The 14,247-nt window shown below is 63.7% G+C and carries 13 protein-coding genes; all 13 read right to left on the minus strand.

Going from position 1 to position 14,247, the window contains the following annotated elements:
• Positions 1–213 (minus strand): hypothetical protein, encoded by a 213-nt coding sequence (locus tag QSV36_RS03785; protein WP_289130002.1) that lies wholly within the window; start codon positions 211–213, stop codon positions 1–3.
• Complete coding sequence (locus tag QSV36_RS03790; RefSeq protein WP_225777112.1) at positions 210–680, minus strand: hypothetical protein; 471 nt, start codon at positions 678–680, stop codon at positions 210–212. Before QSV36_RS03790 ends, QSV36_RS03785 begins: the two co-directional genes overlap by 4 nt.
• Before the next feature lie 404 nt (positions 681–1,084).
• Positions 1,085–1,279 (minus strand): hypothetical protein, encoded by a 195-nt coding sequence (locus QSV36_RS03795; protein WP_170029161.1) that lies wholly within the window; start codon positions 1,277–1,279, stop codon positions 1,085–1,087.
• 179 nt (positions 1,280–1,458) lie between these two features.
• A complete protein-coding gene (locus QSV36_RS03800) occupies positions 1,459–1,863 on the minus strand; it encodes a TraR/DksA family transcriptional regulator (protein ID WP_225777110.1) in 405 nt (134 codons plus the stop codon).
• 222 nt (positions 1,864–2,085) lie between these two features.
• Positions 2,086–2,295, minus strand: a complete 210-nt coding sequence (locus tag QSV36_RS03805; protein ID WP_289130003.1) for a hypothetical protein — start codon at positions 2,293–2,295, stop codon at positions 2,086–2,088.
• 435 nt (positions 2,296–2,730) lie between these two features.
• Positions 2,731–3,006 (minus strand): hypothetical protein, encoded by a 276-nt coding sequence (locus tag QSV36_RS03810; RefSeq protein ID WP_289130005.1) that lies wholly within the window; start codon positions 3,004–3,006, stop codon positions 2,731–2,733.
• Positions 3,003–3,776 (minus strand): enoyl-CoA hydratase, encoded by a 774-nt coding sequence (locus QSV36_RS03815; RefSeq protein ID WP_170029160.1) that lies wholly within the window; start codon positions 3,774–3,776, stop codon positions 3,003–3,005. Before QSV36_RS03815 ends, QSV36_RS03810 begins: the two co-directional genes overlap by 4 nt.
• Positions 3,777–3,789: 13 nt before the next feature.
• Positions 3,790–4,917 (minus strand): acyl-CoA dehydrogenase, encoded by a 1,128-nt coding sequence (locus QSV36_RS03820; protein WP_289130008.1) that lies wholly within the window; start codon positions 4,915–4,917, stop codon positions 3,790–3,792.
• Between the two features lie 8 nt (positions 4,918–4,925).
• Complete coding sequence (locus QSV36_RS03825) at positions 4,926–6,119, minus strand: acetyl-CoA C-acyltransferase (RefSeq protein WP_289130010.1); 1,194 nt, start codon at positions 6,117–6,119, stop codon at positions 4,926–4,928.
• Between the two features lie 11 nt (positions 6,120–6,130).
• Complete coding sequence (locus tag QSV36_RS03830) at positions 6,131–6,898, minus strand: SDR family NAD(P)-dependent oxidoreductase (protein ID WP_289130012.1); 768 nt, start codon at positions 6,896–6,898, stop codon at positions 6,131–6,133.
• A 13-nt stretch (positions 6,899–6,911) separates the two neighbouring features.
• Positions 6,912–8,558 carry an AMP-binding protein gene (locus tag QSV36_RS03835; RefSeq protein ID WP_289130014.1) on the minus strand — a complete coding sequence of 549 codons (1,647 nt, stop codon included), beginning with the start codon at positions 8,556–8,558 and terminating at the stop codon, positions 6,912–6,914.
• A gap of 121 nt (positions 8,559–8,679) precedes the next feature.
• Positions 8,680–13,110, minus strand: a complete 4,431-nt coding sequence (locus QSV36_RS03840; protein WP_289130016.1) for an NEL-type E3 ubiquitin ligase domain-containing protein — start codon at positions 13,108–13,110, stop codon at positions 8,680–8,682.
• A gap of 114 nt (positions 13,111–13,224) precedes the next feature.
• Complete coding sequence (locus tag QSV36_RS03845; RefSeq protein ID WP_289130018.1) at positions 13,225–14,247, minus strand: AraC family transcriptional regulator; 1,023 nt, start codon at positions 14,245–14,247, stop codon at positions 13,225–13,227.

Consider the following 14,247-nt stretch of genomic DNA (forward strand, 5'->3'; position numbering starts at 1 on the left):
TCACTGCTGGCTGAGGCGCTGCAGCTCGCGGCGGACCATGGCCACATAAGGCGGCGGGCCAAGGCGGTACAATTCGCTTGCGACCCAGGTCAACCAGGCGCCCTGCAGTTGCGCGCGCCTGGCCAGCAAACGCTCGGCTTCAGCCACGGCACCCGCCTGATGCTGGCGATGAAACTCGGCACGCGTGGTGGGCGTGGCGTCACTGCGGGTCATTCACTGGCCTTGAAGGTGGTCAGTTCACCTTTGCGCCATTTGGCAACCTTGCCAGTCACCGTCTTCAGCAACTTGCCCAGGCCTTCCTGTATTTGCTGCTGCGCGGCGAACACCAGCATCACACCGTGGCCCTCGCGGAACACGATGCCCTCGCCTTCGGGGACCGAGACGAAGGCGTAATCGCCTACGCCATAGACGTTCAGCTTGATTTCGCGAAAACGCATTTCCAGTTTGCCGCCTTCCCGGCTAGGCAGTACGGCGGCGCGGAAGTGGTCGCCGACTTTCAATTCGAGGCGCTGCTTGTCATCGACCACCAAAGCGCTTTCGGTGTCGATCTCGGCCATGTACAGGCCTTCGGGATTCTGTTCGGTGACATAGACAAAGCGGCCCTGGAACAGCTGGGCCAATTTACCGCGCAAGTCGCCCAGGGCGAACAACGCATGGGTATCAAGAGTGCTAACTGCCAATGAAGTAATCCTCAACCGGTTACAACCCGCGCTCACCCAAGCTCGGTGAAGCACGGCCATTTCTTGTCGATAGGCGAAAAGAGTAATGAAGCGATATACGAAGCGTCTGCACCTGCCGGCGATGCGGCGTGCGGGATTCTTTACTCTGGCTTGCCAGATCCGGCCTCAATACAGGCTTTCGGCATATTCCCGATCCGGGAAGTGTAATGTCTGACAGCAAACCCGCCAGAAAGGTGCGACAGGTAATGCCGGAACGCACGTGAAAACGGGCCCGACAATCCATCAGTGCATTACTGAGGGCAGAATATGCACGAAAACACCAAAATCCGTCGAGAGGCAAAGCGCTTTTCTTGTCGTCGAACCAGCCTGCCCTGCTTTTACCGGAGCCGGCACAATCGACGCGCTCAGGCGGCCAAGCCTTTCTTCAACTGCTGCAACCAGGCTGCCTGGCACTCCAGCGCCTCTTCGCGCGTGGCGAAGGCGGTGCCGCGGCGCTCGCCATTGACCAGCACCACCCAGCAGATGCGTTTACCCAGCGCCCGCAGCGTGGCCGGCACACCCGAGCCAATCATCACGGCTACGTCGACCCGGCTATTCATCCTTACCTCCGGAATTTAATTAGCACCCTAACGATGTAGCCATGATACGCACGCTCGCCGCGCAGAAACAGCGCATCCCGGTATAGCAGTATTACACGCGGGGCAACAAAACCGCCGCCGGCAAAGAAACGCAAAAAGCCCCAGGGATCGCTCCGTGGGGCTTGCTCCACCGCGCGGGATTACACCTGGCGCTGGTGGCGATCGAGCTGCTCGTGGCGCTCCTGGGCTTCGATGCAGTACTTGGTGGTCGGGCTGATCAGCAGGCGCTTCAGGCCGATTGGCTCACCGCTGTCGTCGCACCAGCCGAAGCTCTCGTCGGCGATACGCTCCAGGGCCATTTCCAGCTGGGGCAGCAGACGCTGGTCGCGGTCGATGGCATTTACCAGCCAGCTACGCTCCTCTTCTACCGAAGCCACGTCGGCAGGGTCCGACGGGGTGTCCAGGCCTTCGATGGTGGCGCGGCTCAGCTCGATGCGTTCATGGGTTTCGACTTTCATCGCCTGTAGCAGGCCAGCGAAGAAAGCCAGCTGCTCAGCGTTCATGTAGTCATCGGCCGACATGGCCAGCAACTGTTCCTTGGTCATCGATTTCTCTATGAAAAAATGTGCATTTGGGCGATTCATATGCTACCGACGCCTTGGCATCGGTGGCGGAATTCTTCAAGCGCCAACCGGCACTCTTTTACAGGGGGCGGAAGTCTAAGGCGCCACGTCGCGTGGAGCAACTGCAATCGGGTGGGAATTTGCTTCCACTGTCTACATTCCGCTGGTCGGTGCCTTCAGCTCAATGCGATCGCCGCCCTCATACTAGGAGTCTGGCCGTGGCCCTGCGTCGCGCTGGCGCTGACGCTTGCTCTTGCTCTTGCTCTTGCTCTTGCTCTTGCTCTTGCTCTTGCTCTTGCTCTTGCTCTTGCTCTTGCTCTTGCTCTTGATCTTGATCTTGCTCTTGCTCTTGATCTTGATCTTCGCGACTTCAGGAGGCCGAACGCAGGTCTTGCGGAGGGAGGTGACGGGCATGGATGCCCGTCAAGCGCTGAGGCCCCATGGATGGGGCCTGCAGCGCGTCCTCCCGGGAGCAAGGCCGGAGTGAGGGAACCCCGGAGCGCAGCGTAGGGGCCGGATGATGGGAGCGCAGCGTTTTTTGGTTACTTTTTGCCGCGTTTGGCAAAAAGTGACTCGCCGTAAGGGCGAAAAGGTGAGTCAGCGTCGCCATCGCCAATGGACTTTGCGCGCGCTAAAAACCGGTGCTATCCCGCTTTTCGCTTTTCGCTTTTCGCTTTTCGCTTTCAGGCGTAGGCTTCAACAACAAGGTCAACATTCATTTTCAAAGGCGGCGCTTAATCACCTTTCCGCCCTTACGGCGGGTCACTTTTTGCCAAACGCGGCAAAAAGTAACCAAAAAACGCTGGCTCCCATCATCCGGCCCCTACGCTACGCTCCGGGGTCCCCTCGCTACGGGCATGCTCCCGGGAGGACGCGCTGCAGGCCCCATCCATGGGGCCTCAGCGCTTGACGGGCATCCATGCCCGTCACCTCCCTCCGCATGCCCTTCGCTCGGCCTCCTGAAGTCGCATTCGGCGGCGCCTGAACTATCGCGCGCTTAAAAGCAACGGCAAAGGCAAAGGCAAAGGCAAAGGCAAAGGCAAAGGCAAAGGCAAAGGCAAAGGCAAAGGCAAAGGCAAAGGCAAAGGCAAAGGCAAAGGCAAAGGCAACGAATGCTGCTATCACCGATCCTTGAATTGCGCCTCACGCTTGCCGATGAACGCAGCCATGCCCTCTTTCTGGTCCTCGGTAGCAAATGCTGCATGGAACACTCGCCGCTCAAAGCGCACCCCTTCGCTGAGGGTCACTTCGAAGGCCCGATTGACGCTCTCCTTCACCATCATGCTCACCGGGATCGACTTGCTGGCAATGGTCGCCGCCACCTTCAGCGCCTCTTCCACCAGCTCCGCCTGCGGCACGATACGCGCCACCAGGCCTGCGCGCTCGGCTTCTTCAGCACCCATCAAACGGCCAGTCAGGCACAGCTCCATGGCCTTGGCCTTGCCTACCGCACGGGTCAGGCGTTGGGTGCCGCCCATGCCCGGCAGCACGCCGAGGTTGATTTCCGGCTGGCCGAACTTGGCGTTGTCAGCCGCCAGGATGAAGTCACACATCATCGCCAGCTCGCAGCCACCGCCCAGGGCAAAGCCGGACACCGCGGCAATGATCGGCTTGCGCCGGTTGGCAATACGGTCGGCATCGCTGAACAGGTCGTCGACGTAGATTTGCGGGTATTGCAGCTCGGCCATTTCCTTGATGTCGGCGCCAGCGGCGAAGGCCTTGGCGGAACCGGTCAGCACCACGCAGCCAATGTTCGGGTCCCGCTCGAGCTGGTCCAGGGCCTGGTTGATCTCGCCGACGATCTGCGCATTCAGCGCGTTCAGCGCCTGCGGGCGGTTGAGGGTGATCAGGCCGACCTTGCCGTGGATGTCCAACAGGATGGTTTCGAATGCCATGCAGTCTGCTCCTTCAAAGATTGCGCGCAATGACCATGCGCTGAATGTCGCTGGTGCCTTCATAGATCTGGCAAACCCGAACGTCGCGGTAGATGCGCTCCAGCGGGAAGTCGCTCAGATAGCCATAACCGCCAAGGGTCTGCAAGGCATCCGAACAGACCTTTTCGGCCATTTCCGAGGCAAACAGCTTGGCCATCGACGCTTCCACCAGCGCCGGACGCCCGGCATCGCGCAACGCGGCGGCGTGCAGCACCATCTGCCGGGCCACGGCGATTTTCGTCGCCATGTCGGCCAGGCGGAACGCCACGGCCTGGTGTTCGATCAGCGTCTTGCCGAAGCTCTGCCGCTCGTTGGCATAGTCGCGCGCCACTTCGAACGCCGCGCGAGCCATGCCCACCGCTTGCGCGGCAATGCCGATACGGCCGCCTTCGAGGTTGGCCAGGGCAATCTTGTAGCCCTCACCCTCCGCACCCAGGCGGTTGGCCACCGGCACGCGCACATTGTCGAAAACGATCTGGCAGGTGTCCGAAGCGTGCTGACCAAGCTTGTCCTCGACCCGCGCCACCTGGTAACCCGGTGAATCCGTGGGCACGATGAAGGCGCTGATACCGCGCTTGCCGGCGTCCGGGTCGGTGACAGCGAACACGATCACCACCCCGGCGTTCTGCCCGGAGGTAATGAACTGCTTGCTGCCGTTGAGCACATAGTGGTCGCCATCCAGGCGCGCACGGGTCTTCAGGCTGCTGGCATCGGAGCCAGCCTGCGGTTCGGTCAGGGCGAAGGCGCCGAGCATCGCGCCGCTGGCCAGCGGGGCCAGGAACTGCGCTTTCTGCTGCTCGTTGCCAAAGCGCAGGATCGGCACGCAACCGACCGAGTTGTGCACGCTCATGATGGTCGAGCAGGCGCCATCACCGGCGGCGATCTCCTCCAGGGCCATGGCATAGGCCACATAGCCGGTGTCGCTACCGCCCCACTGCTCCGGCACCAGCATGCCGAACAGCCCCAGTTCGGCCATCTCCCCGATGGCTTCCCTGGGGAAGCGATGTTCCTTGTCCCATTGCTCGGCAAACGGCTTCAGGCGCTCCTGGGCGAAGGCGCGCACCGCGTCGGCGATCTGTTGTTGCTCGTCAGTTACCAGCATGGTTCACCTCAGTACAGGCATTCGACAGCCATGGCCGTGGCTTCGCCACCGCCGATGCAAATGGCCGCCACCCCGCGGCGCAGGTTGTTCTGGCGCAGGGCCGAGAGCAGGGTCACCAGGATGCGTGCGCCGGAGGCGCCGATCGGGTGGCCAAGGGCGCAGGCACCACCATGGATGTTGACCTTGTCGTGTGGCAGGTCGAGGTGCTTCATGGCCGCCAGGGTGACCACGGCGAAGGCCTCGTTGATCTCGAACAGGTCGACCTCGGCCAGGTTCCAGCCGGTGCGTTTCATCAGCTTGTCGATGGCGCCGATCGGAGCGGTCGGGAACAGTGCCGGGGCGTCGGCGAAGGCAGCATGGCCATGGATCACCGCCAGCGGCTTGAGGCCACGCTGGTCGGCTTCGGAGCGGCGCATCAGCACCAGCGCCGCGGCACCGTCGGATATCGAACTGGAGTTGGCCGCAGTCACCGTACCGCCTTCGCGGAACGCCGGCTTGAGCTGCGGGATCTTGTCCAGGCGGGCCTTGGGTGGCTGCTCGTCGTCCTTGACCAGGCGCTTTCCCTTGCCCTCGGTGACTTCCACCGGGACGATCTCGGCAGCGAAACGGCCATTGCTGATCGCCGCCTGGGCACGGGTCAGCGAGGCGATGGCGAACTGGTCCTGGGCCTCACGGCTGAAGGCATTGGCCTGGGCGCAGTCTTCGGCGAAGGTGCCCATCAGCCGGCCCTTGTCGTAGGCGTCTTCCAGGCCGTCCATGAACATATGGTCGATGACCCGGCCGTGGCCCATGCGATAGCCGCCACGTGCCTTGTCCAGCAGGTAGGGGGCATTGGTCATGCTTTCCATGCCACCGGCCACTACCACGTCAGCGGTGCCGGCCAGCAGCAGGTCATGGGCCATGATCGCCGCCTGCATGCCTGAGCCACACATCTTGTTCAGGGTGGTGCAGGTGGTGTGCTTGCCCAGCCCGGCCCCCAGCGCAGCCTGGCGGGCCGGCGCCTGGCCCTGGCCAGCCGGCAGTACGCAGCCGAACAGGACCTGCTCGACACTGGCGGCATCGATGCCAGCACGCTCGACGGCAGCACGAATGGCCGCGCTGCCCAGTTGTGGCGCCGTCAGGCTCTTGAGGTCGCCCTGCAGGCCGCCCATGGGCGTACGCACAGCGCTGACGATGACGATCGGGTCGTTGGCGAGGGTCATGTTGCTTCTCCTTACTTGGCGGCCATGCGCAGTGCACCGTCGAGGCGGATCACCTCGCCGTTGAGCATGCTGTTCTCGATGATGTGGCGGGCCAGCGCGGCATATTCCTGCGGGCGGCCCAGGCGTGGCGGGAACGGCACGCCGGCCGCCAGCGATGCCCGTACTTCCTCGCTCATGCCGGCCATCATCGGGGTTTCGAAGATGCCAGGGGCGATGGTCATCACCCGGATGCCGAAGCGCGCCAGCTCGCGGGCAGCCGGCAGGGTCAGGCTGGCGACGGCACCCTTGGAGGCCGCGTAGGCGGCCTGGCCGATCTGGCCGTCATAGGCGGCGATGGAAGCGGTGTTGATGATCACCCCGCGCTCACCAGCCTCGTCGGCCACCCCTTCGGCCATGGCCGCTGCGGCCAGGCGCAGCAGGTTGAAGCTGCCGATGAGGTTGACGTTGATGACTTTGGCAAAGCTGGCCAGGCCGTGCGGGCCCTGCTTGCCAAGCACTTTTTCGGCCCCGACGATGCCGGCGCAGTTGACCAGCCCGTGCAGGCTGCCAAAGGCACTGACAGCCGCGTCGACCGCCGCCTGGGCAGCCTGCTCGTCGCTGATGTCGGCCACCGCGAAGCGGGCGTTGGCGCCCAGTTCGCGGGCCTTGGCTTCGACAGCCTGGGCATTGAGGTCGACCAGCATGACCTTGGCGCCGGCCTCGACCAGCATCTGCGCGGTGGCAGCCCCCAGCCCGGAGGCGGCGCCGCTGACGATGAAATGTTTGTTGGCTATTTGCATGTTCGGTTTCCTTTCAGGCGCTGGCAGGGGTGGCCTGTTGCGCTTGTTGTTTGGCGACTTCCTGGTTACGCAGGATGAAGCGTTGCAGCTTGCCGCTCGGGGTCTTGGGCAGCTCGCTGACGAATTCGATTTCCCTGGGGTAGGCATGCGCATACAGGCGCTGGCGCACGTGCTGGCGCAGGGTTTCTTCCAGCTCGGCGCTGGCGACGTGGCCGCTGGCCAGGACCACGAAAGCCTTGATCAGCTCGGTACGCTCGGGGTCCGGTTTACCGATTACGGCAGCCTCGACCACCGCTGGGTGCTCGATCAGCGCGCTTTCCACATCGAACGGGCCAACCCGGTAGCCTGAGGTGGTAATCACGTCGTCGCTGCGGCCGACGAAGCTGATGCTGCCATCCGGGTTCAGCTCGACGGTGTCGCCGCTGAGGTAGTACTTGCCGACGAAGGCTTTGGTCGGCAGGCCGTGGTAGCCGGCGAACCAGCACAGCGGCGACTGTTCGCGGTCGACGGCCAGGATGCCCGGCTGGCCGGCGGGCAGTTCGTTGCCCTGCTCGTCCAGCACCACGATGCGGTGGCCAGGTATGGCGAAGCCGGCCGAGCCCAGGTGCACCGGGTGCTGCAGGCCATGGTGGTTGCATAGCACCATGCCCAGCTCGGTCTGGCCATAGTGGTCGTGGATGGTCACCCCCAGCTCGTTGGCAAACCAGCGGATCACTTCCGGGTTGAGCGGCTCGCCGGCGCTGCTGACCACGCGCAGGCGGCCCTTGACCGGCCTGGCGAAGTCGTCGCCGGCGGCAATCAGCAGGCGGTAAGCGGTGGGCGAGCCGGCCAGGTTGGTGATGCCCAGCGTGTCGATCACCCGGGCGCAACTGTCGACGCTGAACGGGCCATCGTAGAAGGTGGTGGCGTGGCCCAGCGACAGCGGGCCGGTCACGGCGTAGTACAGGCCATAGGCCCAGCCCGGGTCGGCCAGGTTCCAGAAGTTGTCTTCCGGGCACAGGCCGATGGCGTCACGCATGTAGCCCTGGAACGCGACGATAGCGCGCAGCGGCACCTCCAGCGGCTTGGCCGGGCCGGTGGTACCGGATGTGAACATCAGCAGGAACGGGTCGTTGCCTGAACGCATCACTGGCTCGCAGCGCTCCGTTGTGCTGGCCAGGCTCTGCTGGAAATCCAGCTCGCCGCTGCGGGCGTTGACCGTGACGACGGTCGGGCAGCCGCGTACATCGTCCAGCTTGGCGCGGTTGTTGCCGTCGGTGACGACGACGCGGGCGTGGGACTGTTCCAGGCGGTGCTCGATGGCCTTGGGGCCGAAGGCGGTGAACAGAGGCTGGTACACAGCCCCGAGACGCCAGGTGGCAAGAATCGTGATCAACAGTTCGGCGGTACGCGGCATCAGGCCAGCGACACGATCTCCCGCTTGCACCCCTTGGGCCTTGAGCACTGTGGCGAAACGGGCTGCCAGGTCGCTGAGCTGGTCGAAACTGTACCGCGCAGTGTTGCCGTCGCGGTCCATGCAGACCAGCGCCAGCTTGCCGCCCCCGGCATGGCGGTCGCAGCATTCGACACAGGCATTGAGGGCAGCGAGGTCACCATGCAGCGCCGCAGCAGCAGCCTGGTCATGGTCGAATGCACGAATGGCCTCGGCGTAATCACGCATCGTCGGACTCCTGGTTTGTTGTTTTTGGAGTTAACCATCGGTCCGACGATGTTCGCGCTGCTCAGGCATGGCGACAATGGCCAAAGCTGTCAATCTGGATGACCGGTTTGGCCGCCTTGGCTCAGCCCTCGCCGCGCTCTGCGGCTCGCAGGTACGACTGGGTCAGCCCGCTGATCAGGCGCTCGATCTCAGCGGTTTCCTGATCGTGTAGCAAACCTAGTCGTGCTGCGTACTCGGCTGGTGACAAGGCGGGCCGCTCCGCTTGCAGTTGAATCGAGCGCTGGTTGTAATCAGCCGTGATGGCATCGAACATTTGGCCATGCCGCTGCTGCAGGTAGCGGCGCCAGAATTCGCGCTGGCTCAAGCTATTTGTCAGCGCGCTGAGCGTTTGCGCGTGGGTAACCCGCTGGAACGCATCCTCGACCGAGGAGTCCGTCAGTTCCACAGCATCGGGATAGCGCATGGCATAGGGCTGGCTGGGCAAGCCCAGACGAATACGCAGGCGCACTCTATAAGCGAGCTGCAGCGCCACCTCATCGACATGCTGGCTAGCCGAGCGACGCTGCCGGCAATCCCGATAAGCGATGTCCTCAAGCCGCTCCAGGCGGAACAACTGCCGGCCCAGCTCCAACAAGCGGCTTCTGTTCTCAGGGTTTAGCGCCTGGGTTACGGCCTGGGCCTGGGTTACCTCCACTTGCAGTGCACTGAAGTGGCTGGCCACCGCATCCGAACAATACTGCGACAGGCCGGCACGCTGGAAAACCCGTACGCAGAGCACCGGGTCAGCGTCCAGCGCACCCAGCATTTGCCACACGGCTTCGATCAAGGCAGCTCGCCCCTGCCCCGCCTGGAGATAATCTGCGGTGAACTCCAGGCGAGCCAGCAGCTTGAACAGCCGGCTGCTGGCCGGTTGCTCCAGCAGTCGCTGCCACAACGCCTGCCGTACCCGCTGCTCTGCCGCGTCTGCATCACCCGTCAGCAGCGTAAGCGTCCGAGGCAGGTCGACCGGCCAAGGCGTCTCAGGCGAATGCCCGTGCTCGTTGATGACGTCAAGGGCATACAACCGCTGCAAGGCCATGCGCGACAGCGGATTGCGATCTGTCAGGATGGCGCGGCGGAATGCGTAGGGCATCAGCTGGATATCGTCCGGCACCGTGCGCAACTGGTTGTCACGCAGGTCGGCACGCTCGAGCGAACCACACAGTTCCAAGTACTGTGGCCATGTGCCAAGCCGACAATGGCGCAGGTTCAGGCTGGTCAACCGGGAGAAATGGTGAAACCTCAGGTCCAGCGCCTCCAGCCGGTTGTAGCTCAGGTCGAGGTGGACCAGATTGGGCAGGCCGTGGAGGATCTCGATTGCCTGAGCATCGAGCCGGATCTGGTTATGTGCCAGGCGCAACACCTGGACATTCGGCAGATAAGCGATGCCCAAAGGCAGGCGCAGCAACTGATTGCCGCTCAGGTTCAGTTCGGTCAGGGCAGTGAACGGGCGCAGGAAATCGACCGGGATATCCTGGACCAGCGTATCGTGAAGGCTCAGCACCGTGACGCGATGAAACTCGATCTGCGGCGGCAACGATGGCAGCGTGCGCAATTGCGTGCCTGTCAGCGACAAGCGCTGTCCCTGCGCTCGACCCTCGCCAGCCGCGACCACCTCACCTTGTAGTCGCCATGCCCGCAAGATGCTGTCTGCGCCCAACCTGCGCGCGGCCTGGCGACTTTCCTGCAACTCGCTGGCGACCCAGCGGTTCAGCTGCCGGACCAACTGGTCGTGGTCGTCCTGCAGCTGCACCAGTTGCTCGAATATCGGGCGCTCGCCCTGCTGCAGGCGCGCCAGCTCCTCATCGAGCGCTGGCTCGTCCAGGCCTGGATAGAGCGCGCGCAGGCGGTCGCGAGTTATCGCCTGTTCGTCCCTGGGGTTGGCGGCGGGATGGTCGCTGAGGGGGTACCCCACACGTCCATCCGGCAGACGACGGCCCGGGTTGAACCAGCTGCGCTGCTCTGGCCAACCAAGCATGCGGGTCACGCCCCAATGCGAAGCAGGCAACTGTGCCAGCAGCCGCTCGCGCAACTGCTCCGCCGAATCGATGCCTGGCCGCTGCGCGGGCGTCAGCGCGGCGAAGATGGCCTCGAAGATGCAGCCGGGGTCGGCCAAGGTGACCGTTTGCTCCTCGCCCAGGCCGTTGTAAAGCTGGAACCGGCCATTGCTGCGCACCAGTATCCTGTCGGCCTGACCTTGCCCGGCGCTACCGAGGAGCTTGATCGAGCGGCCATCCACCCCGCCCTCACGCAGGTCGATCGCGACGTCTTCGAGATCGAGACTATCGAGCAAGGCCAGCGCCAGCTCACCCGTTTCATCGCTGTAGCCGGTACTCAGGTATAGCCCGGCCAATGCCCGGTTCAGCCGGGCCAGACGCAACAACGAACGTGCGGCGTGCGCACAGTTCAACGGCAAGCGTTGCTCGATCCTTGCCATGTCCCGCTCCAGTTCGCTTGCCTGCCCGACCACTTCTTTCACATAGGCCGAAGGCAACCCTGGAAAGTCACGCCTGACCAACAGCGTAAGCGGGTCCTCGGCAAATGGCTGCTGCGTCAGCTGGGCAAACAGTTGCGGCCGTAGTTCAGCTTCATGCTCCAGCACCTTGGCCAGCCCCTTGCCAACCTGCGGCAGGCCCTCACACCAGGCCAGCAGCTCACTGTCGGGCGGCATCAGGGTGTTCAGGCGAGCGCGCGCGAAGAACGTTTCAATGCGTGCCTGTGCCTGGAAAGCCCGCAGGGTTTGCCCAAGATTTACCGGGGCGCGGCGGTTCTCCACCAGCACGCCACGCAGCTCTTCCAGGTCGACACCCGCCACCTGCAGTACCTGCTCGGCCTGCCCAGCCTCGATGGCCGGATGCTGTGGCCACAGCACATCCAGCATCGCCCCAGGTTCTTCCCAGGTTAGCGGCTGCTGGTGCAACAACCGCCAGCCGCGCTCGCCATTGTGCAGCACCACCGGGCCGTAACCGCCATCCACCGAGGCATGGCGCAACCGATAGGGCCCATCGGCAACGGGCTTGTGCACCTCCAGGTAATGCCCGTCGATGCGCACCCAGCGGCGCTCAGCCACGGCAAAGCGCCCGTCTTCATGCAAATCGATGGTGTCTGGCATGGAGCGGTACTGGGCAGGGTCATAGCGCCACAGGCGACTCTCCCCGTTGCCCATGCTGACCGGCTCCAGGCCTTCAACGAAAGCGCTGCGCAGGAAACCGGCCGCCGCCACCGTAGCCGCTGTGGCCGCCAGCGTCTCGGCGACGCATAGCAAATGATCCAGCGCTTCATGCTGGTGGCCCCTGGCCCAATCCGTCACCCCTTCGAACACGTCCGAGCAGACCTGGACCACCAGCTGCCCCATCAGCAAGGCGCCCACCACCGGAATGAAGAACCCGGCCAGGTTCGCAAGGTCCAGCCCTACGGTTTTCCACTCGGCGTGCCTGGCCTGTACCGCGAGGCTGTCGGCATCGGCGCTCGAGACCAGCAACAGACGCGCGTCATCCTTGACCCGCTGTACCTGCAGGGTCGCCAGTTGGGTGAAAATGCTGCCTTCCTGCGGCACGCTTGCAAGCTGCAAGTCTGGCCGCTCGTCACGCAGGCGTTGGCCGAGCAGCGTGAGGAAACTTGCGCGCTGCTCCAGGCTTATCAGCTGAGTGAAGTACTGCCGGTAGGCCTTCTTCTGCAACTGCTGCGCGATGGCGTTGTTCATGGCCGCCGGCGTTTCGAAGTGACGCAAGGCTTGCTGTGGATCGCTGGGTAGGTACAGCACAGTACCCCGCTCCACGTCGCTGTTATCACGTAACTGAATCAGCAAGCCGTCCGCCACCGGTTGCCCGAGCATCGTCAGCAGCCTGGGGGCACCCTTGAGCCCTTGCGGGCGATGCACCTGACCGTGGTCTACCACCTCGCGCAGGGCAACCTGGACCTCGGCGCTGATGTCGCCTTGTAATGCGGCCACTTCGATCGCAAGCTTCAGGCCCGAGCGCTTGTCCTCAGCCAGGATCGCCTGGGTAGCCGGGCTGAACACCCGGCGCAGCTCATCCTGGTAGCACCGCCCCACATCCAGCTCGCGGCACGCTGCGATGAACGCGTCCAGCGATGCGGTCAAGGGCTGATCCCGGCCTGGCAGCACCAGCCCTGTGCCTTTGAAATAGCTGGTACCTGCGGCAAAGTTACGCATTAACCGCTGCAGGCCGTTTTCACGGCTTTCGCTGTATTCGTAAATCTGTATCAGTGTGCCCGGAACCCTGCCGAACCGCGGTGCCACCTGCAGCCATTCGAGCTGGGCGAACGCCACCCCATCCGGCAACGGCGCATCCAGCAACGCCGTCAGGCGCTTTTCGGCGAACTGCGGCGGCGGCAGCAGATCATGCATCAGCCCACGCAGGCGGGCCTGGCTGGCATGATGTGCGTTAAGGCTGTTACGCAGGGTGTTGATCTGCGCTCGCGAAGCGCGTTTGAGCCAGGCCGGCAACCGGGCTCCTATGAATTGATCGTGACTGGCAGTGGCAGCGGGCATGAGTGGCTCCTGAGTGTTGAGCAGGGCCGGTCATGCTGTACAAATGACAAGGCACAACGCAGAGGGAAGAGTATCGTGCATCTGGAACTGCCGCCTGGCAGCCAGGCCTGCACCTCAACGCCCCGGGGCGCGGGCCTGGATCAATGCGCGATAGTGCCCGGGGTTGCAGCCGAACCACTTTCGGAATGCCTTGTAGAACGAACTGCTGTCGGCAAAGCCCAGGCGTTCGGCGATCTCGCCCAGGGCAGCCTCTTCCCCGCTCAGCCAGGCAATCGCCAGTTCCCGTCGCACGCTGTCCTTGAGGCCTTGGTAAGTCTGCCCTTCTTCGGCGAGACGGCGGCGCAAGGTCGATGGTGACAGGCACAATTGCCGGGCCAGGCTGTCGCCATCAGGCCATTGCCCAGGGGCCTGATGCAGCAAGTCATGGCGAATACGCCGGGCGAAGCTGGCTGGGTCGCGGTACTTGACCAGGATATTGCCGGGGGCTTCGGCAAGAAAACGCTGCAGTTCTTCCTGCGTGCGCCGGATCGGCAGGTCAAGGCTGTCGGCGGCAATGATCATGCGCGTGCGCGGGCGCTCGAACTGCAGGTTTTCCGAGAACATCACCCGGTAGTCATCGCAGAACGGCGGCTCGGCACAACGCAGGTCGATGGCCAGGATCGGGATGCGCCGCCCGGCCAGCCAGCAGGTTACGCCGTGCACGATCATCCAGAAGGTGAAATAGGTGAAGGCCCGGCGTGGCGCGTCACGCGGTTCGTTGATGACGATCTCGGCCAGGCCTTGCTGGCGCACCAGGCTCGGCTGCAGGTCTTCAAGCATCAGCGAGAGGAACGCCAGTGCGGTGTCCAGGCCGGCGCCGAGCGTCGGCTGCGCCATGCTGGCCCGGCACATGAAGGCCAGGCTGCCGCTACGCAGGCCACGAGGGTCCATGGCGAAGAATTCGTCGTTGCAGCGCCGCGTCAGCAAGCGCCAGAGCCGGGCATAGGCTTCGGCGCTGACGCGGGCCTGTGGCAGGTGCAGTTGTTCGACGGCGATGCCAGCCCTGGCCAGCAGGCCGCTGTCGGGCTCGCCAGCGGGGCAGGTCTGCAACAGTGCTTCACGCACCAGCTGCATGGAAATAGTGTCTTTTTCGCTCAT

The organism is Pseudomonas sp. BCRC 81390 (genome assembly GCF_030341915.1).
Classification (GTDB): Bacteria; Pseudomonadota; Gammaproteobacteria; order Pseudomonadales; family Pseudomonadaceae; genus Aquipseudomonas.

What these genes read in the sequence shown, in the direction of transcription:
- QSV36_RS03785 (WP_289130002.1), bottom strand. Translation starts at nt 213, where the DNA reads ATGACCCGCAGTGACGCCACGCCCACCACGCGTGCCGAGTTTCATCGC.
- QSV36_RS03795 (WP_170029161.1), bottom strand. Translation starts at nt 1,279, where the DNA reads ATGAATAGCCGGGTCGACGTAGCCGTGATGATTGGCTCGGGTGTGCCG.
- QSV36_RS03800 (WP_225777110.1), bottom strand. Translation starts at nt 1,863, where the DNA reads ATGACCAAGGAACAGTTGCTGGCCATGTCGGCCGATGACTACATGAAC.
- QSV36_RS03805 (WP_289130003.1), bottom strand. Translation starts at nt 2,295, where the DNA reads ATGCCCGTCACCTCCCTCCGCAAGACCTGCGTTCGGCCTCCTGAAGTC.
- QSV36_RS03815 (WP_170029160.1), bottom strand. Translation starts at nt 3,776, where the DNA reads ATGGCATTCGAAACCATCCTGTTGGACATCCACGGCAAGGTCGGCCTG.
- QSV36_RS03820 (WP_289130008.1), bottom strand. Translation starts at nt 4,917, where the DNA reads ATGCTGGTAACTGACGAGCAACAACAGATCGCCGACGCGGTGCGCGCC.
- QSV36_RS03825 (WP_289130010.1), bottom strand. Translation starts at nt 6,119, where the DNA reads ATGACCCTCGCCAACGACCCGATCGTCATCGTCAGCGCTGTGCGTACG.
- QSV36_RS03830 (WP_289130012.1), bottom strand. Translation starts at nt 6,898, where the DNA reads ATGCAAATAGCCAACAAACATTTCATCGTCAGCGGCGCCGCCTCCGGG.
- QSV36_RS03835 (WP_289130014.1), bottom strand. Translation starts at nt 8,558, where the DNA reads ATGCGTGATTACGCCGAGGCCATTCGTGCATTCGACCATGACCAGGCT.
- QSV36_RS03840 (WP_289130016.1), bottom strand. Translation starts at nt 13,110, where the DNA reads ATGCCCGCTGCCACTGCCAGTCACGATCAATTCATAGGAGCCCGGTTG.
- QSV36_RS03845 (WP_289130018.1), bottom strand. Translation starts at nt 14,247, where the DNA reads ATGAGCGAAAAAGACACTATTTCCATGCAGCTGGTGCGTGAAGCACTG.